Source organism: Geodermatophilus normandii (genome assembly GCF_003182485.1).
Taxonomy (GTDB): Bacteria; Actinomycetota; Actinomycetes; order Mycobacteriales; family Geodermatophilaceae; genus Geodermatophilus; species Geodermatophilus normandii.
Window position 1 is genome coordinate 1,798,546 of sequence record NZ_QGTX01000001.1, and the last position, 23,249, is coordinate 1,821,794.

Genomic DNA, 23,249 nt, shown 5'->3' on the forward strand with positions numbered 1-23,249 from the left:
CCGTGGACATCGGGGAAGACCCTGGTCAGCGGCCGAAGACCCCTGGGGGTGGCTCCGGTGAGGGTGCGGCGTCGGCGTCGTGCACCGGCCGGGCGTTCCCGGCGAACCGGCTGAGGTCGTCGCCGGCCACCACCCGCGCGGGCATCGGGTCGCCCGCGCAGCGCCGGGTCAGCGCCGCCACCGGCAGCTCCGCGTCCGAGGCCACCGCCACGAGGTTGCCGAACCGCCGACCGCGCAGCGTGCCCGGCTCGGCCAGCACGCCGACGTGCCGGAAGACCGCGGACAGCGTGGCCACCTGGCCCCGGGCGAAGCGCAGCGGCGGGCCGTCGGCGACGTTGGCCGCCAGCACCCCGCCCGGCCGCAGCACCCGGCGCGCCTCGGCGGCGTACTCGACCGTCGTCAGGTGGGCGGGGGTGCGGGCGCCGGCGAAGACGTCGCTGACGACGACGTCGGCGCTCGCCGTCGGGAGGGCGGCCAGCCCGGCGCGGGCGTCGCCGGCCCGCACCCGCACGCGCGCTCCGCGGGGGAGCGGCAGGTGCGTCCGGACGAGGTCGGTCAGCCGCTGGTCGAGCTCCACGACCCGCTGCCGCGAGCCCGGGCGGGTCACCGCCACGTAGCGGGCCAGGGTGAGCGCACCGCCGCCGAGGTGGACGACGTCGAGCGGCTCGCCCTCCGGCGCGGCGAGGTCGAGCACGTGGCCCATCCGGCGGACGTACTCGAACTCCAGGTGGGTGGGCTCGTCGAGGTCGACGTGGGACTGCGGCGTGCTGTCGACCATCAGCACCCACGAGCCGTCGCGGTCGGCGTCACCGAGCAGCTCGGCGGTCCCGCCGTCGACCTCGGTGGGACCCGGCGGGAACACCTCCGGCCGCGGGCGCCTCACCGCGGCGCCACGGCCGACCAGCGCACGCTCAGCTCCCCGTGCCGCCAGCGCCGGCTGCTGCCCACCAGCGGCCACCCGTCGTCGGCGAGTGCCTGCACCGCGGCGACCCAGCGCTGCCGCGGTCCGAAGGTCGACAGGCCCGCCGCCGACGCCCACGCGGTGTCGAGGGCGCGCAGCAGGTCGTGCACCGGCTGCCCGGGCACGTTGTGGTGGATGAGCGCCTTGGGCAGCCGCTCGGCGAGGTCGGACGGCCGGTCGAGGTCGGAGACCCGGGCGGCCAGCGTGAGGGTCAGCGGCCCGTCGGCGTCGAGCGCCACCCAGGTGGAGCGCCGTCCCCACTCGTCGCAGGTGCCCTCGACCAGGAGCCCGCCCGGCCCCAGCGCGGCGCACATCGTCTCCCACGCCCGCGCGGCCGACGCCTCGTCGTACTGCCGCAGCACGTTGAACGCCCGCACCAGCACCGGCTGCAGCCCGGCCAGCTCGAACCCCCCGACCCGGAAGTCCACGCGGGGCGGGTCGCGGTCCGCGGCGACGGCGGCGACGCGCTCCGGGTCGATCTCCAGGCCGACCACCTCGAGCCCCCGCACCTCGGCGCCCAGCCGGTCGGCCAGCTCGAGGGTGGTGACCGCCGAGGACCCGTAGCCGAGGTCGACCACCAGCGGGCGCGCGGCGTCGCGCAGCCGCGGGACCTGGGTGGCCACCAGCCAGCGGTCGACGCGGCGCAGCCGGTTGGCGTTGGTGGTGCCTCGCGTGGGCAGGCCCAGGGCCCGCGCCCGGCCCGCCGCCAGCCGGGGATGGGCCTTCTTCGGGGCCAGCTCAGCCCGGCGCTTGTGCCCGCTGCCCGCCTCGCTCACCGGTGCCGAGGGTAGTCGGCGTCCCCGGCCGGCCCGCGCCGCGCGGCTACCGTGGACGGGTGCTCGTCCGATCCGACGCCCGTCTCGCCGACCTCACCACGCTGGGGGTCGGCGGCCCCGTCGAGCGCCTGGTCGAGGTCACCGACGCCGCCGAGCTGGTCGCCGCCGTCCGGGAGGCCGACGAGGCCGGCCGGCCGCTGCTGGTGCTCGGCGGCGGCTCCAACCTGGTCGCGCCCGACGACGGGTGGGCCGGCGACGTCGTCGCGGTGCGCAGTCGCGGCGTCGAGCGGCGCGGCGAGGTCCTCGAGGTGCAGGCCGGCGAGGACTGGGACGACCTGGTCGCGCTCACCGTCGAGGCGGAGCTCGCCGGGATGGAGGCGCTGTCGGGCATCCCCGGCTCGACCGGCGCCACCCCGGTGCAGAACGTCGGCGCCTACGGCCAGGAGGTCGCGCAGACGGTCACCGCCGTCCGCGTCTACGACCGCGCCGAGAAGCGCGAGCGGACCCTGACCAACGCCGAGTGCGCCTTCGGCTACCGCGACAGCCGGCTCAAGCGCGAGCCCGGCCGGTTCGTCGTCCTCACCGTCACCTTCGCGCTGGACCCGGGGCCCCTGTCCCGGCCGGTCGGGTACGCGGAGCTCGCCAAGCGGCTGGGCGTGGAGCTGGGCGGCCGGGCGCCACTGGCCGACGTCCGCGCGGCCGTGCTCGACCTGCGCCGGGGCAAGGGCATGGTCGTCGACCCGGCCGACCCCGACACCCGCAGCGCCGGGTCGTTCTTCACCAACCCCGTCGTCCCGGCCGCGCAGACCGTCCCCGGCTGCCCGAGCTGGCCGGCCGGCGACGGCATGGTCAAGCTCAGCGCCGCCTGGCTCGTGCAGTCGGCCGGCTTCGGCCGCGGCACCCGCGCGGGCCGGGTCGGGACGTCGTCGCGGCACAGCCTGGCGCTGACCACCGAGCCGGGGGCCACCGCCGCCGAGCTCATGGACTTCGCCGGCCGCGTGATCGAGGCCGTCCGCGACCGCTTCGGCGTCACCCTGGTCCCCGAACCCACCCGGCTGTGACACGGTCGCCCTACCGGGCTCCACCGCGGTCAGGTGCCGTCCCCGGCCTGCGCTGAGCCCTGCCCGCCGCTCCTCGCGGAGGCCTCCGGCCCCCACTCGTCCCGGCGCCGCTGCCGCGGAGGCGTCGCGTCGGGAGGAGGTCAGTCCGACTCGCGGTGCACCTTGTGCTGGGCGGCCTGGGCCCGGGGGCGGACGACGAGCAGGTCGACGTTGACGTGGTGCGGGCGGGTCAGCGCCCAGGCGATGCAGTCGGCGACGTCCTCGGCCACCAGCGGCTCGCGCACGCCCCGGTAGACGGCGTCGGCCTGCTCCTGGCTGCCGGTGCGGTTGAGCGAGAACTCCTCGGTGCGCACCATCCCGGGCGCGATCTCGATGACCCGCACCGGCTCGGCGACGAGCTCCAGCCGCAGCGTCCCGGCCAGCGTGTGCACGCCGTGCTTCGCCGCGGTGTAGGAGGCGCCGCCCTCGTAGCTGACCAGGCCCGCCGTCGACCCGACGAACAGCACGTCGCCGGCGCCGGAGGCCTGCAGCGCGGGGAGCAGCGCCTTCGTCAGCCGCACGGTGCCCAGCACGTTGACGTCGTAGGTGCGCGCCCACGAGTCCAGGTCGGCCTCGGCCACGGGCCGGGTGTCGAAGGCGCCGCCGGCGTTGTTGACCAGCACGTCGACCCGCGGCAGCGCCGCCGTGAACGCCTCGACCGACGCGGGGTCGGTGACGTCGAGGGGCAGGGCGCGGGCGCCGATCCGCTCCGCGAGCGCGGTCAGCCGGTCCATCCGCCGCGCGCCCAGGACGACGTCGAAACCCTCCGCGGCCAGCCGTTCGGCGGTGGCGGCACCGATGCCGCTCGAGGCACCCGTGACGACGGCGGTGCGCCCGGACCCCGGCAGGGAGCGGGCGGCGGACGGTGAGAGATCGGCGACACCGGGCATGTGGTCATCCTGACGCTGTTGCAGGATGGAGAGTCGACAGGGGTGCCGCGACGGTGCCCGGCACGGGCGAGGCAGGAGGTCGGAGTGCCTGCTCGCCGCTTCCTCCCCGCGCGCATGCCCCGCCGGGTGGCGACGATCTCGGTGCACACCAGCCCGCTCGACCAGCCCGGTGCCGGCGACGCCGGCGGCATGAACGTCTACATCGTCGAGGTCTCCCGCCGGCTGGCCGCCCGCGGCATCGCCGTCGACGTCTTCACCCGCGCGACCTCCAGCGACCTGCCGCCGGTGGTGGAGATGAGCCCGGGCGTGACCGTGCGGCACGTGAGCGCCGGCCCGTTCGAGGGCCTGGGCAAGGAGGAGCTGCCCGGTCAGCTGTGCGCGTTCACCGCGGGCGTGCTGCGCGAGGAGGCCCAGCACGAGCCGGGCCACTACGACGTCGTCCACTCGCACTACTGGCTGTCCGGCCAGGTCGGCTGGCTGGCGCGCGACCGGTGGAGCGTGCCGCTGATCCACACCGCGCACACCCTCGCCAAGGTGAAGAACGCCGCGCTGGCCGACGGCGACCGGCCCGAGCCCCGCGCCCGCGTGATCGGCGAGGAGCAGGTGGTGGCCGAGGCCGACCGCCTGGTGGCCAACACCGAGGAGGAGGCCCGGCAGCTCGTCGAGCACTACGGCGCCGACCCGCGCCGCACCCTCGTCGTCCCGCCGGGCGTCGACCTCGAGCGGTTCACCCCCGGCGACCGCGCCGCCGCCCGCCGCGCGCTCGGTGTGCCCGCCGACGCCGTCGTCCTGACCTTCGTCGGCCGCATCCAGCCGCTCAAGGCGCCCGACGTGCTGCTCACCACCGCCGCCCGCATGCTCGACGACGACCCGGCGCTGCGGTCGCGGCTGCAGGTGCACGTCGTCGGGGCGCCCAGCGGCTCGGGGCTGGAGGCGCCGCGGCAGCTGGAGGAGCTCGCGGCGTCCCTGGGCATCGCCGACCTGGTGCGCTTCCTGCCGCCGCAGCCGCCCGAGCGGCTGGCCCTGCACTACCGCGCCGCCGACGTCGCCGTCGTCCCGAGCCACAACGAGTCCTTCGGCCTGGTCGCGCTGGAGGCGCAGGCCTGCGGGACGCCGGTGGTCGCCGCGTCGGTCGGCGGGCTGCGGACGGCGGTCCGCGACGGCGTGTCCGGCGTCCTGGTCGAGGGCCGGGACCCCGCCGCCTACGCGGCGGCCGTCCGCGCGGTGCTCGAGCGCCGGGAGCTCATGGGCGCCGGGGCACGCCGGCACGCCGCCGCCTTCTCCTGGGACCGCACCGCCGACGCGCTGGTCGAGGCCTACGCCTCGTCGGCCGCGGAGATGGCCGCCGCCGAGATGGCCGGTGCCGCGCGGCGGGCGCTGTGGCCGGTGACCGGCGTCGCGCTCGGGACGCAGGTGGCCTGGTGACCGAGGGGACCGGCGAGGCGCGCGCCGCCCGCGCGGACGTCGTCGCCGCGCTGGACGCGGTCATCGACCGGACCCTGCGCGACGCCGAGCTGGTGCACGAGCACCCCGCGCCCGGCCGGTGGCTGGTCGACCTGCCCGGTACCCAGAAGCTCAAGACCGTGTGCGGGCTCATCGTGGGCGAGCACGCGCTGCGGGTGGAGGCCTTCGTCTGCCGCCAGCCCGACGAGAACCGCGAGCAGCTGTGGACCTACCTGCTCCAGCACAACGCGCGGATGTACGGCGTCGCCTACTCGGTCGACCGCGTCGGCGACGTCTACCTCACCGGCCGCGTCCCGCACGCCGCGGTGACCCCCGAGGAGCTCGACCGGCTGCTCGGTGCGGTCCTCAGCTACGCCGACGACCACTTCAACACCATGCTCGAGATCGGCTTCGGCACCTCGATCCGCCGCGAGTGGGACTGGCGCGTCAAGCGCGGGGAGTCGCTGCGCAACCTCGAGGCCTTCGCCGCCTTCGCCCGGGCGGGCCGGACCGAGCCCGCCGACGGCGGGGGAGCGCCCGCGCCGGACGACGGGGGATGACCACCACCGGCCGGGCCGCGGCGGCACGGGCGGTCGAGGAGCGGCCCGGCTACGCGCGGCGCTGGTGGGTGCTGGCCACGATGACCGTCTGCCTGCTCGTGGTGATCACGGGCAACACGACGCTCAACGTGGCCATCCCGACCCTGCAGCGGGAGCTCGGCGCCACGCAGGGCGAGCTGCAGTGGGCCGTCGACGCCTACATCGTCGTCTTCGCCGGGCTGCTGTTCTCCTGGGGCGTCATCGGCGACCGCATCGGCCGCCGCCGCGTCCTGCTCATCGGGCTGTCGGTGTTCGCCGGGGGCTCGGTGATGGCGGCCTTCTCCGACAGCCCGCTGGAGCTCATCGCCTGGCGGGCGGTCATGGGGATCGGCGGCGCGGCGGTGCAGCCGACGACGCTCGCCGTCATCACCAACGTCTTCCCCGCCGGCGAGCGCGGCCGCGCCATCGGCATCTGGGCGGCCACGGCCGGGCTCGCCGTCGCCGGCGGGCCGCTGGCCAGTGGCGCGGTGCTCACGCACTTCTGGTGGGGCGCGATCTTCCTCATCGGCGTGCCGGTCGCGGTGCTCGGCGTCGTCGGCACGCTGGCGTTCGTGCCGGAGTCGCGCGACCCCGACCCCGGCCGGCTCGACCTCCCCGGCGTGCTGCTGTCGATCGCCGCCCTGGCCGGGCTGGTCTACGGGATCATCCACGGCGGGTCGGGGGTGGGCTGGGCGACGCCGGGGGTGCTGGTCCCGCTCGTCGGCGGCGCGCTGCTCATGGTGCTGTTCGTCTGGCTGCAGCGGCGCTCCGCGCACCCGGCGCTCGACGTCTCCCTGTTCCGCAACCCGGCGTTCTCCGCCGCCGCGGCCGCGCTGGGGCTCAACTTCTTCGCCCTGATGGGCGCCACCTTCTACCTCGTCTACTACCTGCAGGGCGCCCGCGGCTACGACCCGCTGCAGTCCGGGGCCGCGCTCATCCCGGTGGCGCTGGGCATGGCGGTCATGGCGCCGCGCAGCTCGCGGCTGGCCGAGCGGTTCGGCGCCAAGGCCGTCTGCGCCACCGGCTTCGTCCTCATCACGCTGTCGTTCCTGGGCTTCCAGCTGCTCGACGAGGCCGCCCCGCTGTGGCTGCTGCTGACCACGCTGACCGTGCAGGGGCTCGGCATGGGCGCGGTGATGGCGCCGGCCACCGAGTCGATCATGTCGGTGGTGCCGCGCGAGAAGGCCGGCGCGGGCGCGGCGGTGAACAACACGGTGCGCCAGGTCGGCGGGGCGCTGGGGGTCGCCATCCTCGGATCGCTGCTGGCCACCGCCTACGCGGCGGACCTCGGCCGCGCCGTCGACGTGCTCCCCGCCGACGCCCGCGGCGAGGCGAGCACCTCGATCGCGGCGACGCTGGAGGCCGCCCGGACGACGGCGGAACAGGCGCGGGCGGCCGGCGAGCCCGGAGCCGCCGCGGCCGCCGACGCCCTCGCCGACACCGCCCGCGAGGCCTTCGTCTCGGCGATGCACCTGACCGCGGTCGGCACCGCGGCGGCCGCGGCGATCGCCGCCGTCGTCGTCCTGGTCTGGATGCCCGGCCGCCGGCCGGGGGCGCAGGAGGCCGCCTCCGCCTAGCGTGGAGGGGGTGCAGGAGCCGCCCGTCGCGCAGGAGAGACTCGGCCGCGCGCTGATCGGCGTGGTGGCCGCCTCCGGGCTGGTCTACCCGCTGCTGCTGTGCGCCGTGCAGCTCGTGCTCACCCAGCTGTTCGTCGTCGACGTCGCCGCCACCGCGCTGTGGCTGGCGGTCGCGCTGGCCTGCAGCGTGGCGCTGGTGGCCGCCGTCCGCTGGGGTGCCTCCCGCCGGGTCCGGAGCCCCTGGCTGCTGGCCGGGCTGGCGCCGCCGGTGCTCTACGAGGCCTGGGTGCTCTGGCCGCTGCTGAGCTGATGGCACCGTGCGCGGTGGCGTCGGGCAGGATGGGCGGCGTGACGACGTCTGCGGCTGGCGCGCCCGGCACCCTGGTCCTGCTCCGCCACGGCGAGAGCGAGTGGAACAAGGCCAACCTGTTCACCGGCTGGGTCGACGTCGAGCTGTCGGAGAAGGGCCGTGCCGAGGCCGCCCGCGGGGGCCAGTTGCTCGCCGAGCACGGCCTGCTCCCCGACGTCCTGCACACCTCGCTGCTGCGGCGGGCGATCACCACCGCGGAGCTGGCCCTCGCCACCGCCGACCGGCAGTGGATCCCGGTGCGCCGCTCCTGGCGGCTCAACGAGCGGCACTACGGCGCGCTGCAGGGCAAGGACAAGGCCGCCACCCTCGCCGAGTACGGCGAGGAGCAGTTCATGGTCTGGCGCCGCTCCTACAGCACGCCGCCGCCGCCGATCGAGGCCGGCAGCGAGTACTCGCAGGACGCCGACCCGCGGTACGCGTTCCTCCCGCCGGAGGTGCGCCCGGCGACCGAGTGCCTGGCCGACGTCGTCGTCCGGATGCTCCCGTACTGGTACGACGCGATCGTGCCGGACCTGCGCAGCGGCGCCACCGTCCTGGTGGCCGCGCACGGCAACAGCCTGCGCGCGCTGGTGAAGCACCTGGACGGCATGGGCGAGGACGAGGTGGTCGGGCTGAACATCCCCACCGGCGTCCCGCTGCGCTACGACCTCGACGCCGACCTCCGGCCGCTGAAGCCCGGTGGTGAGTACCTCGACCCCGAGGCCGCGGCGGCCGCCATCGAGGCGGTCAAGAACCAGGGCAAGAAGTAGCCCTGCACGACGAGGGCCTCCCCACCGCGCGGTGGGGAGGCCCTCGTCGTGTGCGGGGTCAGTGGGGCAGCGCGACCATGTCCCGCTCGCCGGTGACCAGGAAGACGACGCGGCGGGCGACGCTGACGGCGTGGTCGGCGAAGCGCTCGTAGTAGCGGCCGAGCAGCGTGATGTCGATGGCCGACTCCATGCCGTGCGGCCAGCCGGGGCTGAGCAGCTCGGTGAACAGCTGGCGGTGCAGCTGGTCCATGAGGTCGTCGTCCTTCTCGAGCCGGGCGGCGCCCTGGACGTCGAGCTTGGCGATCACGGTGCCGACCTGGGCGACCAGGCTCTGCGCCACGTGGCCGGCCTCGAGGAAGATCGGCCGCACCTCGGCGGGGACGGCGGACTCGGGGAAGCGCATCCGGGCCAGCTTGGCCACGTGCACCGCGAGGTCGCCCATGCGCTCGAGGTCACCGACGATGCGCATCGCCGTGGTGACCGTGCGCAGGTCGGTGGCGACCGGCTGCTGGCGGGCCAGCAGGGTGAAGCAGCGCTCCTCGATGCTCTCGCGCACCGCGTCGATGTGTTCGTCCCCGGCGATGACCAGGTCGGCGAGGGCCACGTCGGCATCGAGCAGGGCGGTGGTGGCCTTGCTCATCGCCGATCCGACCGAGTTCGACATCTCCACCAGACAGGCGTTGATGTCCTCGAGCTCTTCGCGGTAGTGCTCGCGCACGGGTCCTCCTCGTTCCCGGCCGTCCACCGGGTGCCACCGGCCGGACACCGCCTGCTCGATGCGCCGGCCTGACGCCCCGAGGGTAGGTGCTCCCGGGACACCCGAGCGGAGCCCGTCGGTGAACGGGGGGACACCCGGGCGTGAACAGTCGCTCCGTGCCGTTCCGACGCCACTCACACGGGGGATGACGGCGGTCCCGGGCGGCCTAGCATCGGCCCCGTGAGCCCGCTGGTCGCCCTCGTGACCGGTCTCGTCGTCGGCGCCCTCGGAGTGGCCGTCGGGGTGCTGCTCGCCCGCCGCGGTGCCGAGCGCGCCGACCGGGCCGGCGACGACGGAGGGCGCGACGCCGCCGCCGAGGCGCTGCTCGCCCGCCGGCTGCTCGACCTCATGGACCCCGCGGTGCTCCTGCTGGACAAGGACGACGCCGTCGTCGTGGCCAACCCGACCGCACGGGGGCTCGGGATCGTCCGCGACCGCCGGCTCGTCGTCCCCGCGCTGCAGGACCTGGTCCGCGAGGTCCGGCGCTGGGGCAACCGGCGCTCGGACGTCTCGCTGCCCGGCGAGGTCGTCGGCGGCGGCACGCGGCTGGTCGGCGCCCACGCGATCCGGCTCGAGACCGCGTCCGGCGACGCCGCACCGTCGGCCGTGCCCGGCCCCGTGGCGCTGGTCCTGCAGGACGTCACCGAGGCGCGGCGGGTCGAGGCGGTCCGGCGCGACTTCGTCGCCAACGTCGGCCACGAGCTCAAGACACCGGTCGGCGCGCTCGGCCTGCTTGCCGAGGCCATGCAGGGCGCCGCCGACGACCCCGAGACCGTGCAGCGCTTCGCCGCGCGGATGGCGCACGAGGCCGACCGGCTCGCCCGCCTGGTCCGCGAGCTCATCGACCTGTCCCGCCTGCAGGGCGCCGAGCCGCTGCCGGAGCTGGCGCCGGTCGACGTCGACACCGTCCTCGCCGAGGCCGTCGACCGCACCGGCCTGGCCGCCGCGGCCAAGGGGATCACGATCGCCGTCGGCGGTGGCCGGGGCATCCTGGTGCGGGGCGTCGAGGCGCAGCTGGCGACGGCGGTGACCAACCTGCTGGCCAACGCGGTCGCCTACAGCCCCGAGAACACGAAGATCGCCGTCGGGGCGCGGGCGCGCGGCGGGTTCGCCGAGATCGCGGTGACCGACAGCGGCATCGGCATCCCGCGCGCCGACCGCGAGCGGGTCTTCGAGCGCTTCTACCGGGTCGACCAGTCGCGGGCCACCAGCACCGGCGGCACGGGGCTGGGCCTGGCGATCGTCAAGCACGTGGCCAGCAACCACGGCGGCTCGGTCAGCGTGTGGAGCGAGGAGGGCCTCGGCTCGACCTTCACGCTGCGCATCCCCCTGGCGGTCGAGGACCGCCCCGAACCTCCCGACGCGGCGTCCGACGCCGACGGGGTCCTCCAGGAAGGACGGTCATGACCCGAGTGCTCGTGGTGGAGGACGAGGAGTCCTTCTCCGACGCGCTGTCCTACATGCTCGGCCGCGAGGGCTTCGAGGCGGTCGTGGCCGCCACCGGTCCCGAGGCGCTCGCCGAGTTCGACCGCGCCGGGGCGGACATCGTCCTGCTCGACCTCATGCTCCCGGGGCTGCCGGGCACCGAGGTGTGCCGGGCGCTGCGCTCCCGCAGCAACGTCCCGATCATCATGCTCACGGCCAAGGACTCCGAGGTCGACAAGGTCGTGGGCCTGGAGCTCGGGGCCGACGACTACGTGACCAAGCCCTACTCGGCGCGCGAGCTCGTCGCCCGCATCCGGGCCGTGCTGCGCCGGCGCGGCGACGTCGAGGTCTCGGCCGAGGGCGCGCTGGAGGCCGGCCCGGTGCGGATGGACGTCGAGCGGCACGTGGTCGCCGTCGACGGCGAGCCGGTGGCCCTGCCGCTCAAGGAGTTCGACCTGCTCGAGCTGCTGCTGCGCAACGCCGGCCGCGTGCTCACCCGCGGCCAGCTGATCGACCGGGTGTGGGGCTCGGACTACGTGGGCGACACCAAGACGCTCGACGTCCACGTCAAGCGGCTGCGCGCCAAGATCGAGCCCGACCCGGCCAACCCCAAGCACCTCGTGACCGTGCGCGGCCTCGGGTACAAGTTCGAGCAGTAGCCGGCGAGGCCGGCCGGGGCGTCACTGGCCCCGGCCGGTCTCCTCCTGCAGCTCGTCGATCTTGATCGAGGCGTCGGCCTTGGTGATGTCCTCCGGGACGTCCTCGCCGGCCTGGCGGGCCAGCGTGTGCAGGTAGCTCTTCTGCGCCCCGGTGGCGGGCTCGTCGCCGGTCACCCAGTCCGACGGGTCCTTCTCCGCGGTGGGGTCGCCGGCCTGACCGGTGTTCACGTTCGATTCGCTCATGTGTTCGAGTCTAGGCGGAGGTGAGCTCCGCCGCAGGTCGAGCGGCCTGCGCGGCCCGCTCGGCCCGGGTGGCCTCCCAGCGCCGGCCGGTGCGGTAGACGTGCACGCTCCCGCAGGAGGGGCACTCCACGGCCAGCGCCACGTGGGTCGGGTGGTTGGCGACCGACCGGATCCGCCGGTCGGCGACCAGCTCGTCGGTCCGGGTCACGGGGCAGGTGATCAGCAACATGGGACGAGCGTGCTCGGGAGCCGTCGAGGCGACGAGTGGCAGAGGTGACACGGATCGCGTCGTTCCTGCCATACTGCCGCCATGACCCTCGGCACGGTGGAGGACCGCCCGCTCGTCGTCAGCCTGCTCGCCGGGGACGGCGTCCTCGGGGCCTTCGGCCTCGGGGTCGCCGCCGAGGTGTTCGGCTACGACTACCGCCGCCTCGGCATGCCCCGCTTCGACTTCGCGGTGGTCACCGACCGTCCGGGGCTCGTGCGCACCGACACCGGGCTGACCCTCCACGTCGAGCACGGCCTCGAGCGCCTGGCGGTCTCCGACATCGTGCTGGTCACCGCGTGGGAGGACCTCTCCCGACCCGTCTCCTCACCGGTCCTCGATGCGTTGCGCGCCGTGCACGCCCGCGGCGGCCAGATCGTCAGCCACTGCACCGGTGCCTTCGTCGTCGCGGCGGCGGGCCTGCTGGACGGGAAGCGGGCCACCACCCACTGGCGCTACGCCGGTGAGCTGGCCGCCCGCTACCCGGCCGTCGACGTCGACCCGCGGGTCCTCTACGTCGACGAGGGCACGATCATCAGCGGCGCCGGCACGGCCAGCGGCGTGGACGCGCTCCTGCACCTCGTCCGCCGGGAGTGGGGCGCCGCGGCGGCCAACGGGCTGGCCCGCGAGATGGTCGTCCCCCCGCACCGCGACGGCGGGCAGGCGCAGTACATCGACGAGCCGGTCGCCCGGTGCGAGGACGACCTGCTCGGGCTCGTCCTGGACTGGGCGCGGGCGCACCTGGCCGAGGACATCAGCGTCGAGACCCTCGCCCGGCGCGCGCTGATGAGCCCGCGCAGCTTCGCCCGCCGGTTCAAGGCGACCACGGGGACGACGCCGCACGCGTGGCTGCTCGGCCAGCGGCTGGCGGCGGCCGAGGCGCTGCTCGAGGAGAGCGACGCCCCGGTGGAGGAGATCGCCCGGCTGGTCGGCTTCGGCACCGCCGCCGGCTTCCGCGAGCAGTTCAGCCGGCGCCGCGGCGTCTCCCCGCGGGCCTACCGGCAGACCTTCCGCACCGGCAGCGCACCGGTCGAGGTCGTCCCCGCCGGCGAGGGGACGGCCGCCTAGTCGACGGACGCGCGGGCGCCCTGGCGGGCGGACGTCAGCCCAGCGGTATCGGCCGCGCGACGCCGACGAGCGAGTCGAGGCGGCCGGCGTTGCTCGGCGCCAGCGGGCTGCGCACCACCTGCGTGAGCGCGAACCCGGCGCGGGCCAGCACCATCGCGTGCGTGCGCGGGGTGAAGTGCCAGATGTGCTCGGCCGGCTTGAGCGTCCACCAGCGGCTGCCGAGCAACCGGGCCGGCAGCGACGAGACGTAGGGCGTGGAGAACAGCACGACGCCGTCGTCGGCGACCAGCGAGCGCGCCGTCCGCCAGAAGTCCAGCGGGTCGGGCACGTGCTCCACGGTGTCCCAGGCGCAGAGGACGTCGAACCCGGGCTCCAGCGGCGCGTCGGCGAGCTGGCCGCAGAAGACGTCGAGGCCGAGGGCCCCGGTGGCGTGCTCCGCGCCGGTGCGGGATAGCTCCACCCCGCTGGTCGTCCACCCGGCCCGGCGCGCGGCGTCGAGGAAGAGGCCGTAGCCGGCGCCGACCTCGAGCAGCCGGCCCCCGGCGGCGCGGCCGCGGACGCGGTCCAGCAGCGCCAGCCGGCCGGCGGTCCAGGTGCGCTGCAGGAGCATCGCCGGGTCGAACCGGCGGTCCTGCGACGACCCCCCGCCGTCCGCCCCGCCCTCCACGCCGCCGCCGTACACGCCGCCCTCGAAGTAGCCGACGTCGTCGTAGAGCCGTTGCAGCGCCTCCGGGCGCAGCCGCGGGCTGACGAACACCAGGCCGCAGGACGGGCAGCGGACGACGCCGAAGGGCGTGAGGTCGTGCACGAGCCGGCCGGGGATGCCGCACAGGCAGCAGTCGACCGCCTCGGTGTCCTCGGGGGTCCACGTCGCCGGGGCAGAGGTTGCCGGGCCACTCACGCCGGTCAGCCTACGGAGCCGCCGGCGATCCCCCCGGTACCGGTCCGTGCTGCGCCGACCGGCGGGTCGGCGGCGCCCGAGGCGCCGTCGGCACGGGTCTCGCCGAGCTCGGGGTAGCGCTGCGCCAGCAGGGCGGTGATCCTGCGGCGGACGGCGGCCGAGACGAGCCCGGAGCCCTCGGGGCTGCCGTCGGTGCCGAGCAGCTCGCCCGGGACGACGACGTAGCGGTCCGGCGCGGCGTCGGCCCGGTCGAGGAAGGCCGCGCGCACCGCGTCGGCGTCGGCGTCGGCGGGACCTGCGGTGACGGGGGAGTCCACGACCACGGTGAGGTCGGGCAGCAGGCCGCGGGTGGCCCACAGCGACGTGCGGTAGATGCGGTCGGCGTCGAGGCCCTGCCCGGCGCCCTGGAAGGCGATCGAGGTGTCCACGTAGTGGTTGCACACGACGACCTCGCGCCGCTGCAGCGCCGGCCGGATCACCGTGGCCACGTGCTCGGCGCGGTCGGCCGCGGCGAGGAGCGCGGCGGTGTAGGCCGCCACCGGGTGGCCCTCGCCGTCGGTCACGCCGGCCGTCGGGTCCGGTGCCGGCGGGTAGAGCAGCGTGCGGACCTGCCGGCCGAGCGCGGTGTCGCTGGGCTCGTGCGTGGCCACCACCGGGCACCCGCACTCGCGCAGCACCTGGGCGAGGTCGGCGGTGTAGCGGCGCGTGAGGTCGCGGTCGGCGCCCTCGACGACGAGGAACAGCCCGGTGGTGCTGGCCGAGGCCGAGAGGATGTCCGAGCTGCCCCACAGCAGCCGGAACACGTCGCGGGCGCGCGTGCCCGGCCGCCCGCGCGGGACGACCTGGCGGACGGCGTAGGCGCTGACCAGCAGGGCGAGCGCGCCGCCGATCATCAGGGTCAGCCCGGGGCCGGTGAGGGTGAGCATGAGCTCGCCGACGCGCAGGTCGTGGGTGCCGAGCACGCCGGCCAGGCCCGGGCCGACGGCGACCGCCAGCAGCAGCACGATGCGCACCGAGGAGACGACGAAGGCGAACACCCGCCCGCGCAGCCGGTCCTCGACCTCGAAGCCGATGAGCGTGTAGCCGATGATCCAGGAGATCCCGGCGAACAGGCCGACGAGGAACGCCGCACCCGTGGCGAGCACGAAGTCCTGCAGCAGCGACATGGCCAGCAGCGCGATGCCGGCCAGCCCGATCGAGCGGGCGAACAGGGTGCGCCGCGGGATGGTGGGCAGGATCCGCGGCCCGACCAGCATGCCGAGGGCCAGCCCGGTGAACACGATGCCGAACACGACGCCGTAACCGGCCGCACCGGCGTCCAGCGTGGCGATGTAGAGCTGGGCGACGCCGATGATCAGCCCGCCCGCGCCGAACGCCCCGATGACGCCGACGTACAGGGCGCGCATCAGCGGCTGGCCGCGCAGGAACGAGACGCCCTCGGCGATGAGGGAGAACACGTTCGACGACGCCTGGCGGTCGGTCGGCGTCGGCGGGATGAGCCGGCGCGAGAGCAGCACGGTGGTGGCCGAGAGCGCGAAGGTCGCGGCGTTGAACAGCAGGGCGACGACGATCGCCGTCCGCGCGTCCCCGCTCTGGCCGCTGCCGGGGAACACCCGGGCGACGGTGGAGAGCAGCGCGAACAGCAGCGAGGCCACCGGGACCGCGCCGTAGACGCTGAACAGCGAGACCTGGTTGGCCACGGCCAGCCGCTCGCGCGGGACGATCGCCACCCAGATCGCCTGCTTGGCCGGGTTGGTGAACAGGCCCACGGCCTCGACGAGGAACTGGGCGACGTAGAGCCAGGTCAGCTCGTAGCTCAGCCCGATCGACAGGTACAGCCCGCAGGCCAGCAGGTCCCCGACGACGACGGTGGTGCGGCGGTCGAGGCGGTCGGCCAGGGCGCCGGCGACGGGGCCGAGGAGGAGGTCGGGCAGCAGCCTCGTGAGGATGACTCCGGAGATCGCCGCGCCCTGGACCCCGAGCGACTCGTCGCGGGTGAGCTGCTGGGCCAGCGCCGTGGTCGCCAGGAGGCCCAGCCAGTCGCCGAGGCTGGAGACGGCGATCGCCGCCCACATGCGCCGGAACACCGGGATGCGGACCAGGGCGAGCAGGGCGTTGTCCGACGCCCGGCCGCTGGCCGACGACCCGCCCGGGCGCACGCCGGGGGTCGCCGCCTGTCCGTCGCTCACAGTTCCCGCCGTCCGGTCGTCGCGGTCGTCCCGAGAAGGGTAGTGGCGCGCGGGGCCGCTCCGGCCCGTGCCGCACCCGGACGGGGGAGTTCCGGTCAGCCGCCCGGCCGCCGGCGCTGCAGCGTCAGGGACACCGGCGCCGGGCTGGCCGGGTGCGGGGCGACCAGGCCGAGGTCGAGCCGGGCCTCGGTCAGCCGGCGCAGCTCGCCGTAGGCGGCCGGGCCCAGCAGCGCGGTGAGCTCGGCCGCGTAGGTGGTGACCAGCGGCTCCGGGGACACGTGTGCCGCGGGGGAGCCGGTGCACCACCAGTGCAGGTCGGCGCCGCCCGGGCCCCAGCCGCGCCGGTCGAACTCGCCGATCGTGCTGACCAGCACCGTCGTCCCGTCGGGCCGCTCGACGTGCTCCTGCTCGCGCCGCACCGGCAGCTGCCAGCAGACGTCGGGCTTGGTGGTCAGCGGGTGCAGCTCCTCGCGCAGCGCCATTCGGTGCAGCGCGCAGCCGGTGCCGCCGGGGAAGCCGGGCCGGTTGAGGAAGACGCAGGCGCCGTCGACCAGGCGGGTGCGCAGCGAGCGCACACCGCCCTCGTCGTCGGCGGCGTCCTCCTCGGTCCAGGCGCCGCGGCCGACCGGCGCGAGCTGCCAGTCCTCGTCGGCGAGGTCGGCGACCGCGGCGGTGACCCGGGCGAGGTCGTCCTCGTCGGTGAAGAAGGCGCCGTGGCTGCAGCAGCCGTCGTCGGCCCGGCCCTCGACGACGCCGGCGCACCCGCGACCGAACACGCAGGTCCAGGCCGAGGCCAGCCAGGTCAGGTCGGCGCGGACGACGTGCCGCGGGTCGGCCGGGTCCGGGAACTCGATCCACTCGCGGGCGAAGTCGGGGTCGACCTCCGGGGGCACGTCCTGCACCGGCCCAGCCTAGAGAGAGGACCCCGTCCCCTCCGGCGTCGCTCCGCTCGGCGCGAGCCTCGGGAGGGGGCCAGGCAGACTGACCGCATGCGGCTCGGGGTGCTGGACGTCGGCTCGAACACCGTCCACCTGCTGGTGGTCGACGCCCACCGCGGCGGCCACCCGACCCCGACCTACGACGACCGGGCCGTCCTGCGGCTGGCCGAGCACGTCGGCAAGGACGACGTCCTGTCGAAGGCCGGCGAGAAGGCCCTGCTCAACGCCGTGGGCAAGGCGTGCAAGCGGGCCGAGGAGCAGGGCTGCGACGAGGTGCTCGCGCTGGTCACCTCCGCGATCCGCGAGGCGGTCAACGGCCTGGAGGTGCTCGACCGCGTCCGCGCGCAGACCGGCGTCGACCTGCAGGTGACCAGCGGCGAGGAGGAGGCGCGGCTGACCTTCCTCGCCGTGCGCCGGTGGTACGGGTGGAGCGCCGGCCGGCTGCTCGTCCTCGACATCGGCGGCGGCTCGCTGGAGCTGGCCAGCGGCGTGGACGAGGACCCCGAGGTCGCGTTGTCGGTGCCGCTCGGCGCCGGGCGGATGACGCGCCGCTTCCTCTCCGGGGCCGCCGAGGGCGGCAAGCCCGACCTCGCCAAGCTCGAGGCGCTGCAGGAGCACGCCGCCGACGTCCTCCGCCCGGCGGCGAGGAAGCTGCGGGCGGCCGGGACGCCGGACCTGGTCGCGGCGACGAGCAAGACGTTCCGCACCCTCGCCCGGCTGACCGGCGCGGCCCCCTACTCGGCCGGCCTGCGGGTCGACCGCAACCTCACCCTCGACGGACTCGGCCAGCTGATCGGCTTCGTGTCCCGCATCGAGTCCCGCGGCCTGGCGGAGCTGCGCGGCGTGTCGCCCGACCGCGCCCACCAGGTCCCGGCCGGCGCGGTGGTGGCGCAGGCCGCCATGCAGGCGCTGGAACTACCCTCCGTCAAGATCTGTCCGTGGGCGCTGCGCGAGGGCGTCATCCTGCGGCGACTGGACTCCTTGGGAGGCGCGTGATGGCACAGCCCCGCAGGGACCCCGATCCCGGGCCCGGACCGGAGACCGGCGGGCGGCCGCTGGCCGACATCCTGCGCGAGGCCGGCATCGAGGCCCCGCGCAGCGTGCGCCGGCGCCGCGGGGACACCGGCGACCTCCCGATCAAGCAGCGCAAGCGGGAGCCCGACACCGACGTCGAGCAGCCCAACCCCGGGCGCCGGGCCAGCGACACCGGCCGGGTGTCGGAGACCGGCCGGTTCGCCCGCGACACGGGGCGGGTCGCCGACACCGGCCGCCAGGCCCGCGACCGCGGGCTCGAGGAGGCCCGGGACACCGGCCGCGTCGCGGGGGCGCCGGCCGGTGCGACCCGCGGGCCGGACGGGCCGTCGACGGCGGCCATCCCGGGGATCCGGCCCTCCCGCAAGCCCGGCGTCCCGGGCGCCGCGCCCGCCACCGGACCGATCCCGGTGACCCGTCCCGGGGAGACCGAGGTGCTCGACGAGCCGCTCGGCGCCCGGGAGGGGGCGCTGGCCTGGCTGCGCTTCGCCGGCGAGCTCGTCCTGGCGCTGGCCGCCGGGGTGGGCATCTACTTCCTGGCCACCGTCGTCTGGGAGCAGCTGCCGCAGGTCGCGGTGGTCCTCGCCCCGCTGGCGGTCACCGGCCTGGTGGCCGGCGTCGGGGCCTGGCGGCAGCGCACCGGCCGCGAGCCCACGGGCCTGCGGCTGGTCGCCGTCCTCGTGTTCGCCGGGACGCTGCTCACCATCGCCCCGGCCGCCGGGCTGCTCGCCGGCACCTGAGGCGCCGGCGGGCAGCCCGGCCGCGGCTCACTCGTCCTCGTCGTCGTCCTCGGCGCCGGCCTGCGCGAACTGCTCGACGATCGCCGCGCCGAACGCGTCGAGGTCGTCGGGGTTGCGGCTGGTGACGAGGTTGCCGTCGACGACGACCTCCTCGTCCACCCACGTGGCGCCCGCGTTGCGCAGGTCGGTCTGCAGCGAGGGCCACGACGTTATCCGCCGGTCGCGGACGACGTCGGCCTCGGCGAGCACCCAGGGTGCGTGGCAGATCGCCGCCACCGGCTTGTCCGCCTCGAAGAAGGCCTTCACGAAGGCCACCGCGTCGGCGTCGGCCCGCACGAAGTCGCCGTTGATGACGCCGCCGGGCAGGACCAGCGCCGCGTAGTCCTCGGGGTCGGCCAGGGCGACGGTGGTGTCCACCTTCCTCTGGTCGCCCTTGTCGATGTGCTGGTACATGGTGATCGTGCCGCTCCCCAGCGACACCAGCTCGGGCTCCGCGCCGGCCTCCTCCAGCGTCTGCCACGGCCGCTCCAGCTCGACCTGCTCGACGCCGTCGGTCGCGAGCACGGCCACCTTCATCCCGTCCAGTTCTCCTGCCATGCGGGCGCCGCTACCCGTGCCCGGGAGACGGCACACCCGTGCGCACTACGGTCCGGCGTGGGTCCGACGCACACCGAGAGCTGGGAGAACGGCATGGCACAGCGGCAGGGCCTGGCGGTCCTCGGCGGCGGCAAGATGGGCGAGGCGCTGCTCGCGGGACTGGTCAGGCGGTCGGGAGCCGAGGGCGTCGTCGTCTGCGAGCGGCACCCGGAGCGGGGGCGCGAGCTCGCGGCGCGCTACGGCGTCGACGTCGTCGGCATCGAGGAGGCCGCCGCCCGGGCGCGGGTGCTGCTCCTGGCGGTCAAGCCGCAGGACCTGCCCTCGCTGCTGGTGCTGCTCGCACCCGCCGTGGACGAGGGGCACCTGGTCGTCAGCATCGCGGCCGGCATCTCCACGGCCACGATCGAGGCGGCGCTGCCGGCCGGTGTGCCGGTGGTGCGGGTCATGCCCAACACCCCGGCCCTCGTCGACGAGGGGATGAGCGTGCTGTCGGCCGGCGCCTCCGCGGGCGAGGCGGAGCTGGACGAGGCCGAGGCGCTGCTGTCGACCGTCGGCCGGGTGGCGCGGGTGCCGGAGTACCAGCAGGACGCGGTGACGGCCCTGTCGGGCAGCGGACCGGCCTACTTCTTCTACCTGGTCGAGGCGATGGTCGACGCCGGCGTGCTGCTCGGCCTGCCCCGGGCGCTCACCACGGAGCTGGTGGTCCAGACCGCGCTGGGGTCAGCGGTGATGCTGCGCGAGTCGGGGGAGCACCCGGCCCAGCTGCGCGACGCGGTGAGCAGCCCGGGCGGCACGACCATCGCCGGCATCCGGGAGCTCGAGCGGCACTCGGTGCGCTCGGCGCTGATCGCGGCCATCGAGGCGGCCGCGGCGCGATCGGTGGAGCTGGGCCGGGCCGACGGGAGCCGGTGACGATAACCCGCCCGTGGACACCCTGCGGGGACGCAGCGTCACCGTGTCGACACATCGACGGGGAGACGCGCCGATACGGCTGTGAAGCGAGTTGCATAGGTGTAGTTCTGCCAGGGACGGACCGTTCCCCGTGTCCGTTTCTTCCATCGCTTCCGTCACGCGGGTCCCCCTACTCTCTGTATCAGCACGTGCGTGTCCCGTAGCCGGTGGGGAAGCCGGCGCCCGACTCGTGCTAGGTCCGGAGAGCTGATCATGACCATGCCCCAGCGCACCAACGCCGCCTACGTCCGCCCGGCCGTCCCCGGCCCGCGGCCCATGGCCCGCCCGATCCCGGCCGCTGCCATGGCCCGCCCGGTCGGCCCGGCCCACCCCGCCGCGATGCCCGTCGGCCGCCCGGCCGTCCCGCAGCCGCGCGCCGCCGTCACCTTCCTGACCGTCGCCGAGGTCGCCAGCATGATGCGCGTCTCGAAGATGACCGTGTACCGCCTCGTGCACGCCGGCGAGCTGTCCGCCGTCCGCGTCGGCCGCTCGTTCCGCGTCCCGGAGCGCGCCGTCCAGGACTACCTGCGCGACGCCTACACCGACATCGCCTGAGCAGGACCCCCCACCCCGGGCGGAGGCCCGGTCCAGCACGTCAGCAGCGCCCTCACCCGGCCTTTCCGGGTGGGATCCGTCCGGCCCGGTTCCCGCGGCAGCGTCGCCGCGGGGGCGCCGGGTAGGCTCGGACGCCGAGCGACACCCCGGCCCCGGCCGGAGCCGTCGCACACGAGCTGATCCACACTCGCGTGGCGTCCGGTTCCGCCCCCGTGGCCCCCGGCGCGACACGCGGCCACGACGTCGGGAGCAGGACACATGGGTTCGGTCATCAAGAAGCGCCGCAAGCGGATGGCGAAGAAGAAGCACCGCAAGCTGCTCAAGAAGACCCGCGTTCAGCGTCGCAACAAGAAGTGAGCTGACGCTCGTGCCGCCCGCCGTCGTCCTCGTCACCGGTGTCAGCCGGTGGCTGGGAGGTGCGCTGGCGGCCGAGCTCGCTCGCGACCCGGCCATCGACAGGGTCATCGGGGTCGACACCGTCCCCCCGTCGGCGGAGCTGCTCCGCCGTCTCGGTCGCACCGAGTTCGTGCGCGCCGACATCCGCAACCCGATGATCGGCAAGGTCATCAGCACCGCGGCGGTCGACACCGTCGTGCACATGAACATCAGCTCCACGCCCGCCGGGTCCGGCGGCCGGGGGCCGATGAAGGAGCTCAACGTCATCGGCACGATGCAGCTCCTCGCCGCCTGCCAGCGCGCGCCCTCGGTGCGCCGGCTGGTGCTCAAGTCGACCAGCGCCGTCTACGGCGCCTCGCCGCGCGACCCCGCCGTCTTCACCGAGGCGATGCAGGCCCGGCGGGTGCCCTCGGGCGGGTTCGCCAAGGACAGCCTCGACATCGAGGGCTACGTGCGGTCCTTCGCGCGCCGCCGCCCCGACGTCGGGGTCGCCGTCCTGCGGTTCACCAACTTCATCGGCCCGCGCATCGACTCCGTGCTGTCCGGGTTCCTGCGCATGCCGGTCGTCCCGACCGCGCTGGGCTACGACGCCCGCGTCCAGCTGCTGCACGAGGACGACGCGCTGGGCGTGCTCACCCAGGCCACCACCGGGGACTTCGCCGGCACCGTCAACGTCGGGGGAGAGGGCACGTTGCTCCTGTCGCAGGTCATCCGCCGGCTGGGCCGCCTGCAGCTGCCGGTGCCCTCGCCGGCGCTCGGCTCCCTGGGCCGGCTCACCCGGCGCTTCGGCTTCGTGGACTACTCCCCCGAGCAGATGCGCTTCCTCAACTTCGGCCGCGTCGTCGACACCACGGTGCTGCGCACCGAGTTCGGCTACACGCCCCGCTACACCACCGCCGAGGCCCTGGCCGACTACGCGCACACCGCACCGCCCGTGATCCCGCCGGAGCTCGTGGCCGACGTGACCACGCGGGCCCAGCAGCTCGTCGCGCGCGCCGGGTCGGTCGCCTCCTCGGTGGGGACGACGGTGCACGGGCGGCTGCGGCCCGCGCCGGCGCCGCCGGGCCTGCGGGCGGTGCGCGATGCCTGAGGCCCGCGTCATCCGGCTGCGTCCCGACGACGACGGGCAGCCGCACGTCCCGCAGCCGCCGGACCCCGGCTGGGACGAACAGGTGGCCGGCGGGCTGGACTTCCTCCGCAGGCGGCTGACCGGCGAGTACGAGACGGACGAGTTCGGCTTCGACACCGACCTCACCGACCACGTGCTGCTGCCGGCCCTGCGGCCGCTGTTCTCCCGGTGGTTCCGGGTCGAGACCCACGGCGTGGAGAACGTCCCCAGCGACGGCGGGGCGCTGGTGGTGGCCAACCACTCCGGCACGGTCCCGGTCGACGCGCTCATGACCACCGTCGCGCTGCACGACGACCACCCCGCGCAGCGCAGGTTCCGGCTGCTCGGCGCCGACCTGGTGTTCGACCTCCCGGTGGTGGGCTCCCTGGCGCGCAAGTTCGGCGCCACGCTCGCCTGCAGCGAGGACGCCGAGCGACTACTGTGCGCCGACGAACTGGTCGGCGTCTTCCCGGAGGGCTTCAAGGGCATCGGCAAGCCCTTCCGCGAGCGGTACACCCTGCAGCGGTTCGGCCGAGGTGGTTTCGTCACGGCGGCTCTACGCACCGGCAAGCCGATCATCCCGTGCGCCATCGTCGGCGCCGAGGAGATCTACCCGATGATCGGCAACGCGAAGACGCTCGCGCGGCTGCTCGGGCTGCCCTACTTCCCGGTGACGCCGACGTTCCCCGCGCTCGGACCGCTCGGGCTGGTGCCGCTGCCGTCGAAGTGGCTCATCGCCTTCGGGGAGCCGATCGAGACGGCGCACTACGGCCCCGCGGCCGCCGAGGACCCGATGCTGGTGTTCAACCTGACCGACCAGGTCCGCGAGACCATCCAGCAGTCGATCTACCGGCTCCTCCTGCAGCGCAGCTCCGTCTTCAGCTGACCCGTGACGGGTGCGGGCCCGGAGGGTCCGCCGAGGAGCGGGCCGGAGCCGCGCTGGCGAGCCGGGGACGGCAGTCGATCGCGGGCGCCGGCAGC

The 23,249-nt window shown here is 75.4% G+C and carries 26 protein-coding genes; 16 read left to right on the forward strand and 10 right to left on the reverse strand.

The window, feature by feature from the left end; translation table 11 throughout:
- Positions 1–25: 25 nt before the first annotated feature.
- Complete coding sequence (locus JD79_RS08865) at positions 26–883, reverse strand: spermidine synthase (protein WP_211307913.1); 858 nt, start codon at positions 881–883, stop codon at positions 26–28.
- Positions 880–1,737 carry a class I SAM-dependent methyltransferase gene (locus tag JD79_RS08870; RefSeq protein ID WP_110005226.1) on the reverse strand — a complete coding sequence of 286 codons (858 nt, stop codon included), beginning with the start codon at positions 1,735–1,737 and terminating at the stop codon, positions 880–882. The genes JD79_RS08865 and JD79_RS08870 overlap by 4 nt, the downstream gene beginning before the upstream one ends.
- A 59-nt stretch (positions 1,738–1,796) precedes the next feature.
- On the opposite strand from JD79_RS08870, the gene JD79_RS08875 reads away from it, so the two are divergent.
- Positions 1,797–2,798 carry a UDP-N-acetylmuramate dehydrogenase gene (locus JD79_RS08875; protein ID WP_110005227.1) on the forward strand — a complete coding sequence of 334 codons (1,002 nt, stop codon included), beginning with the start codon at positions 1,797–1,799 and terminating at the stop codon, positions 2,796–2,798.
- A 140-nt stretch (positions 2,799–2,938) separates the two neighbouring features.
- On the opposite strand, the gene JD79_RS08880 is transcribed toward JD79_RS08875, so the two are convergent.
- Complete coding sequence (locus JD79_RS08880) at positions 2,939–3,727, reverse strand: SDR family oxidoreductase (protein WP_110005228.1); 789 nt, start codon at positions 3,725–3,727, stop codon at positions 2,939–2,941.
- A gap of 84 nt (positions 3,728–3,811) precedes the next feature.
- On the opposite strand from JD79_RS08880, the gene mshA reads away from it, so the two are divergent.
- The 5 genes from mshA to JD79_RS08905 are packed head-to-tail and all read left to right on the forward strand — an operon-like array spanning position 3,812 to position 8,444.
- Entirely contained in the window at positions 3,812–5,152 is a 1,341-nt protein-coding gene (gene mshA, locus JD79_RS08885; RefSeq protein ID WP_245899960.1) for a D-inositol-3-phosphate glycosyltransferase, read from the forward strand.
- A complete protein-coding gene (locus JD79_RS08890) occupies positions 5,149–5,730 on the forward strand; it encodes a type III secretion system chaperone family protein (protein ID WP_245899961.1) in 582 nt (193 codons plus the stop codon). The genes mshA and JD79_RS08890 overlap by 4 nt, the downstream gene beginning before the upstream one ends.
- Complete coding sequence (locus JD79_RS08895) at positions 5,727–7,325, forward strand: MFS transporter (RefSeq protein WP_110005230.1); 1,599 nt, start codon at positions 5,727–5,729, stop codon at positions 7,323–7,325. The genes JD79_RS08890 and JD79_RS08895 overlap by 4 nt, the downstream gene beginning before the upstream one ends.
- 10 nt (positions 7,326–7,335) lie before the next feature.
- A complete protein-coding gene (locus JD79_RS08900; RefSeq protein WP_146220416.1) occupies positions 7,336–7,635 on the forward strand; it encodes a hypothetical protein in 300 nt (99 codons plus the stop codon).
- A gap of 38 nt (positions 7,636–7,673) precedes the next feature.
- Positions 7,674–8,444: a phosphoglyceromutase gene (locus JD79_RS08905; RefSeq protein WP_425454169.1), complete on the forward strand. Its 771-nt coding sequence runs from the start codon at positions 7,674–7,676 to the stop codon at positions 8,442–8,444.
- A 58-nt stretch (positions 8,445–8,502) separates the two neighbouring features.
- Here the strand turns inward: JD79_RS08905 and phoU are convergent, their stop codons facing one another.
- A complete protein-coding gene (gene phoU, locus JD79_RS08910; protein WP_110005233.1) occupies positions 8,503–9,162 on the reverse strand; it encodes a phosphate signaling complex protein PhoU in 660 nt (219 codons plus the stop codon).
- Between the two features lie 219 nt (positions 9,163–9,381).
- On the opposite strand from phoU, the gene JD79_RS08915 reads away from it, so the two are divergent.
- Positions 9,382–10,608 (forward strand): sensor histidine kinase, encoded by a 1,227-nt coding sequence (locus JD79_RS08915; protein WP_110005234.1) that lies wholly within the window; start codon positions 9,382–9,384, stop codon positions 10,606–10,608.
- Positions 10,605–11,285, forward strand: a complete 681-nt coding sequence (locus JD79_RS08920; protein WP_110005235.1) for a response regulator transcription factor — start codon at positions 10,605–10,607, stop codon at positions 11,283–11,285. The genes JD79_RS08915 and JD79_RS08920 overlap by 4 nt, the downstream gene beginning before the upstream one ends.
- Before the next feature lie 21 nt (positions 11,286–11,306).
- Here JD79_RS08920 and JD79_RS08925 read toward each other — a convergent pair whose 3' ends face one another.
- Together JD79_RS08925 and JD79_RS08930 are read right to left on the reverse strand one after the other, a co-directional pair.
- Positions 11,307–11,528, reverse strand: a complete 222-nt coding sequence (locus tag JD79_RS08925; protein ID WP_110005236.1) for a DUF3072 domain-containing protein — start codon at positions 11,526–11,528, stop codon at positions 11,307–11,309.
- Positions 11,529–11,538: 10 nt separating this feature from the next.
- Complete coding sequence (locus JD79_RS08930) at positions 11,539–11,757, reverse strand: hypothetical protein (protein WP_110005237.1); 219 nt, start codon at positions 11,755–11,757, stop codon at positions 11,539–11,541.
- Between the two features lie 81 nt (positions 11,758–11,838).
- On the opposite strand from JD79_RS08930, the gene JD79_RS08935 reads away from it, so the two are divergent.
- Positions 11,839–12,861 carry a helix-turn-helix domain-containing protein gene (locus JD79_RS08935; RefSeq protein ID WP_110005238.1) on the forward strand — a complete coding sequence of 341 codons (1,023 nt, stop codon included), beginning with the start codon at positions 11,839–11,841 and terminating at the stop codon, positions 12,859–12,861.
- A gap of 34 nt (positions 12,862–12,895) precedes the next feature.
- Here JD79_RS08935 and JD79_RS08940 read toward each other — a convergent pair whose 3' ends face one another.
- The 3 genes from JD79_RS08940 to JD79_RS08950 form a co-directional block, all read right to left on the reverse strand.
- Positions 12,896–13,762: a class I SAM-dependent methyltransferase gene (locus JD79_RS08940; RefSeq protein WP_110005239.1), complete on the reverse strand. Its 867-nt coding sequence runs from the start codon at positions 13,760–13,762 to the stop codon at positions 12,896–12,898.
- A gap of 5 nt (positions 13,763–13,767) precedes the next feature.
- Positions 13,768–15,951, reverse strand: a complete 2,184-nt coding sequence (locus JD79_RS08945; RefSeq protein WP_110005240.1) for a bifunctional MFS transporter/dTMP kinase — start codon at positions 15,949–15,951, stop codon at positions 13,768–13,770.
- Positions 15,952–16,046: 95 nt separating this feature from the next.
- Positions 16,047–16,853 carry a DUF3109 family protein gene (locus JD79_RS08950; protein WP_110005241.1) on the reverse strand — a complete coding sequence of 269 codons (807 nt, stop codon included), beginning with the start codon at positions 16,851–16,853 and terminating at the stop codon, positions 16,047–16,049.
- Positions 16,854–16,940: 87 nt separating this feature from the next.
- On the opposite strand from JD79_RS08950, the gene JD79_RS08955 reads away from it, so the two are divergent.
- On the forward strand, positions 16,941–17,885 hold the full coding sequence (locus tag JD79_RS08955) for a Ppx/GppA family phosphatase (RefSeq protein ID WP_110005242.1): 945 nt from the start codon (positions 16,941–16,943) through the stop codon (positions 17,883–17,885).
- On the forward strand, positions 17,885–18,661 hold the full coding sequence (locus JD79_RS08960; RefSeq protein WP_110007569.1) for a hypothetical protein: 777 nt from the start codon (positions 17,885–17,887) through the stop codon (positions 18,659–18,661). Before JD79_RS08955 ends, JD79_RS08960 begins: the two co-directional genes overlap by 1 nt.
- 27 nt (positions 18,662–18,688) lie before the next feature.
- Here JD79_RS08960 and JD79_RS08965 read toward each other — a convergent pair whose 3' ends face one another.
- Positions 18,689–19,258 (reverse strand): type 1 glutamine amidotransferase domain-containing protein, encoded by a 570-nt coding sequence (locus JD79_RS08965; protein WP_110005243.1) that lies wholly within the window; start codon positions 19,256–19,258, stop codon positions 18,689–18,691.
- Between the two features lie 57 nt (positions 19,259–19,315).
- On the opposite strand from JD79_RS08965, the gene proC reads away from it, so the two are divergent.
- From proC to JD79_RS08995, 5 genes are all read left to right on the forward strand, one after another.
- Complete coding sequence (gene proC / locus JD79_RS08970; RefSeq protein WP_245899962.1) at positions 19,316–20,170, forward strand: pyrroline-5-carboxylate reductase; 855 nt, start codon at positions 19,316–19,318, stop codon at positions 20,168–20,170.
- Between the two features lie 252 nt (positions 20,171–20,422).
- The gene (locus JD79_RS23670; protein WP_245899963.1) at positions 20,423–20,764 is read left to right on the forward strand and encodes a helix-turn-helix domain-containing protein; all 342 of its coding nucleotides are present in this window, start codon (positions 20,423–20,425) and stop codon (positions 20,762–20,764) included.
- 258 nt (positions 20,765–21,022) lie between these two features.
- Positions 21,023–21,121 carry a 30S ribosomal protein bS22 gene (locus JD79_RS08985; protein ID WP_012854759.1) on the forward strand — a complete coding sequence of 33 codons (99 nt, stop codon included), beginning with the start codon at positions 21,023–21,025 and terminating at the stop codon, positions 21,119–21,121.
- Positions 21,122–21,131: 10 nt separating this feature from the next.
- A complete protein-coding gene (locus JD79_RS08990) occupies positions 21,132–22,250 on the forward strand; it encodes an NAD-dependent epimerase/dehydratase family protein (protein ID WP_110005244.1) in 1,119 nt (372 codons plus the stop codon).
- Positions 22,243–23,154: a lysophospholipid acyltransferase family protein gene (locus JD79_RS08995; RefSeq protein ID WP_110005245.1), complete on the forward strand. Its 912-nt coding sequence runs from the start codon at positions 22,243–22,245 to the stop codon at positions 23,152–23,154. The genes JD79_RS08990 and JD79_RS08995 overlap by 8 nt, the downstream gene beginning before the upstream one ends.
- Positions 23,155–23,249: the final 95 nt, after the last annotated feature.

Excerpts from the sequence above, each read along its gene's own strand:
- JD79_RS08880 (WP_110005228.1), bottom strand. The coding sequence starts at position 3,727 with ATGCCCGGTGTCGCCGATCTCTCACCGTCCGCCGCCCGCTCCCTGCCG.
- JD79_RS08895 (WP_110005230.1), top strand. The coding sequence starts at position 5,727 with ATGACCACCACCGGCCGGGCCGCGGCGGCACGGGCGGTCGAGGAGCGG.
- JD79_RS08920 (WP_110005235.1), top strand. The coding sequence starts at position 10,605 with ATGACCCGAGTGCTCGTGGTGGAGGACGAGGAGTCCTTCTCCGACGCG.
- JD79_RS08925 (WP_110005236.1), bottom strand. The coding sequence starts at position 11,528 with ATGAGCGAATCGAACGTGAACACCGGTCAGGCCGGCGACCCCACCGCG.
- JD79_RS08930 (WP_110005237.1), bottom strand. The coding sequence starts at position 11,757 with ATGTTGCTGATCACCTGCCCCGTGACCCGGACCGACGAGCTGGTCGCC.
- JD79_RS08935 (WP_110005238.1), top strand. The coding sequence starts at position 11,839 with ATGACCCTCGGCACGGTGGAGGACCGCCCGCTCGTCGTCAGCCTGCTC.
- JD79_RS08955 (WP_110005242.1), top strand. The coding sequence starts at position 16,941 with ATGCGGCTCGGGGTGCTGGACGTCGGCTCGAACACCGTCCACCTGCTG.
- JD79_RS08960 (WP_110007569.1), top strand. The coding sequence starts at position 17,885 with ATGGCACAGCCCCGCAGGGACCCCGATCCCGGGCCCGGACCGGAGACC.
- JD79_RS08965 (WP_110005243.1), bottom strand. The coding sequence starts at position 19,258 with ATGGCAGGAGAACTGGACGGGATGAAGGTGGCCGTGCTCGCGACCGAC.
- JD79_RS23670 (WP_245899963.1), top strand. The coding sequence starts at position 20,423 with ATGACCATGCCCCAGCGCACCAACGCCGCCTACGTCCGCCCGGCCGTC.
- JD79_RS08985 (WP_012854759.1), top strand. The coding sequence starts at position 21,023 with ATGGGTTCGGTCATCAAGAAGCGCCGCAAGCGGATGGCGAAGAAGAAG.
- JD79_RS08995 (WP_110005245.1), top strand. The coding sequence starts at position 22,243 with ATGCCTGAGGCCCGCGTCATCCGGCTGCGTCCCGACGACGACGGGCAG.